This window comes from Methylosinus sp. Sm6, assembly GCF_019802345.1.
Classification (GTDB): Bacteria; Pseudomonadota; Alphaproteobacteria; order Rhizobiales; family Beijerinckiaceae; genus Methylosinus.
This window is the reverse complement of sequence record NZ_JAINDZ010000142.1, coordinates 1-600: the sequence shown is the minus strand read 5'-3', so window position 1 is coordinate 600 and position 600 is coordinate 1. Positions and strand designations below refer to the sequence as shown.

The following is a 600-nucleotide window of genomic DNA, read 5'->3' as shown; positions in this document are numbered from 1 at the left end:
CGAGTCGCCAAACTCAGGACTGGATTAGAATCAATGTCATGCGCTTGTACAACCAATTTTTGTGCCGGACAGCCGTGGGACAAGCCCGGCCATGACGTCGTTGGCGCATTTCGAGACGTTTGCATGCCGTGCCGCCGCAGGGCGCCCGGAGTCTCGCAGTTCCCTACCCGCGTCATGGCCGGGCTCGTCCCGGCCATCCACGCCTCTCCGCTCGCGCGCTATCGGGCAAGCTCCTCATAGAGATCGCGCCAATCCGGATTCATATCGAGGATCAGCCTGGCCTTCCACGCGCGACGCCAGTGTTTCATATTCCGCTCGCGTTGTATCGCATCGCGGATATCCTCATGGCGCTCGTACCACACGAGCCGCGTCAATCCGTAGCGTTTCGTAAAGCCCTCATAGAGGCGTTCGCGATGCTCGAAGGCTCGGCGCGACAGATCGTTCGTCACGCCCGTGTAGAGCGTTCCGTTCGGTCGGTTGGTCACGATGTAGACCCATCCTCCACGCATGCCGCAGTGTGCGGGGCGTGGATGGCCGGGACAAGCCCACGGCTGTCCGGCACAAAAATTGGTTGTACAAGCGCATGACATTGATTCTAAT

Annotated in this window: 1 protein-coding gene; it reads right to left on the bottom strand. The window is 60.0% G+C overall.

All coding sequences use genetic code 11. The features are described 5' to 3' along the window. Positions 1 to 218: 218 nt before the first annotated feature. Positions 219 to 509 (bottom strand): GIY-YIG nuclease family protein, encoded by a 291-nt coding sequence (locus K3F48_RS23960; protein WP_222577942.1) that lies wholly within the window; start codon positions 507 to 509, stop codon positions 219 to 221. Positions 510 to 600: the final 91 nt, after the last annotated feature.

Coding starts and splice junctions, on each gene's coding strand:
- K3F48_RS23960 (WP_222577942.1), bottom strand. CDS start 509: ATGCGTGGAGGATGGGTCTACATCGTGACCAACCGACCGAACGGAACG.